The sequence below is a fragment of the Vibrio fujianensis genome (assembly GCF_002749895.1).
In the GTDB taxonomy this organism is placed as follows: domain Bacteria; phylum Pseudomonadota; class Gammaproteobacteria; order Enterobacterales; family Vibrionaceae; genus Vibrio; species Vibrio fujianensis.
On record NZ_NBUS01000043.1, the window covers coordinates 223,891 to 225,792 of the forward strand.

At 47.3% G+C, this 1,902-nt stretch carries 1 protein-coding gene; it reads left to right on the top strand.

Annotation, left to right across the window (positions count from 1 at the left end; all coding sequences use genetic code 11):
• The coding region (gene carB, locus B7C60_RS19050) for a carbamoyl-phosphate synthase large subunit (protein ID WP_245869384.1) at positions 1–1,902 on the top strand (1,902 nt) is incomplete at both ends.

Sequence of the window (1,902 nt, forward strand, 5' to 3'; positions counted from 1 at the left end):
TCACACGGGGGACTCAATCACAGTTGCACCAGCACAAACCCTCACCGATAAAGAATATCAGCTCATGCGTAACGCATCGCTAGCCGTGTTACGTGAAATTGGAGTTGAAACGGGTGGCTCGAACGTGCAGTTTGGTATTAATCCGAAAGATGGCCGTATGGTGATCATCGAGATGAACCCTCGGGTCTCTCGTTCTTCAGCTTTAGCCTCAAAAGCGACGGGCTTCCCTATTGCTAAAGTGGCAGCGAAGCTGGCGGTTGGCTTTACCTTAGATGAGTTGATGAATGACATTACGGGTGGTGCAACACCGGCGTCATTTGAGCCTACCATTGACTACGTTGTGACTAAAATTCCCCGTTTTAATTTCGAAAAATTTGCAGGGGCTAATAGCCGCTTAACCACTCAGATGAAATCGGTTGGAGAAGTGATGGCCATCGGCCGTAACCAACAAGAGTCACTGCAAAAAGCATTGCGTGGCCTTGAAGTGGGCGTTAATGGTTTTGATGAAATGGTGGATCTTGATGCCCCCGATGCATTGACGAAAATTCGTCAAGAGTTAAAAGAAGCGGGTGCGGAGCGAATTTGGTATATCGGAGATGCTTTCCGTGCTGGTCTTTCTGTTGATGGCATCTTTAACTTGACCAATATTGATCGTTGGTTCTTAGTGCAAATTGAAGAACTGGTCAAAATGGAGCAAGAGATCAAAGCGGGTGGTTTCGCTGGCTTAAATGCTGATGTCTTGCGCAAAATGAAACGTAAAGGTTTTTCTGATGCGCGTCTATCGACCTTGTTAGGTGTTGCTGAAACTGAAATTCGTCGTCTGCGTGATCAGTTTGGCATTCACCCGGTTTACAAACGTGTCGATACCTGTGCGGCAGAGTTTTCTTCAGATACGGCTTACATGTATTCAACGTATGATGAAGAGTGTGAAGCGAATCCAACCGATCGTGAAAAAATCATGGTTCTCGGTGGGGGGCCAAACCGTATAGGACAAGGGATTGAATTCGACTACTGCTGTGTTCATGCTTCACTTGCACTGCGTGAAGATGGTTATGAAACCATCATGGTCAACTGTAATCCAGAAACGGTTTCAACCGATTACGACACCTCAGATCGTTTATATTTCGAACCTGTGACTTTAGAAGATGTATTGGCGATTGCTCGCGTTGAAAAACCGAAAGGCGTGATTGTTCAGTATGGTGGACAAACACCATTGAAACTTGCGCGCGCTTTAGAAGCCGCTGGCGTACCGATTATTGGTACCAGCCCAGATGCGATTGACCGTGCGGAAGATCGTGAGCGTTTCCAGCAAGCAGTTGAGCGTTTAGGGCTTAAACAGCCAGAAAACGCCACTGTGACCGCACTTGATCAAGCGGTGGATAAAGCCAAAGAAATCGGTTTTCCTCTGGTGGTTCGCCCTTCTTATGTCTTAGGTGGCCGGGCTATGGAAATTGTTTATGACGAACAAGATCTGCGTCGCTACTTTAATGAAGCCGTCAGTGTTTCTAATGAGTCTCCGGTTCTGCTTGACCGTTTCCTCGACGATGCAACGGAAGTCGATATCGATGCGATTTGTGATGGTGAACGCGTCGTCATCGGTGGGATTATGGAGCATATCGAGCAAGCGGGTGTTCACTCGGGGGACTCAGCTTGTTCACTGCCAGCTTACACATTAAGCCAAGCTATCCAAGATAAAATGCGTGAGCAAGTGGAAAAACTCGCATTTGAACTTGGTGTGCGTGGCTTAATGAATACTCAATTTGCGGTAAAAGATAACGAAGTCTATCTGATTGAAGTCAACCCACGAGCTGCGCGTACTGTGCCGTTTGTTTCCAAAGCGACCGGAGCACCATTGGCCAAGATTGCAGCTCGGGTTATGGCAGGGCAATCTCTAGAGCAACA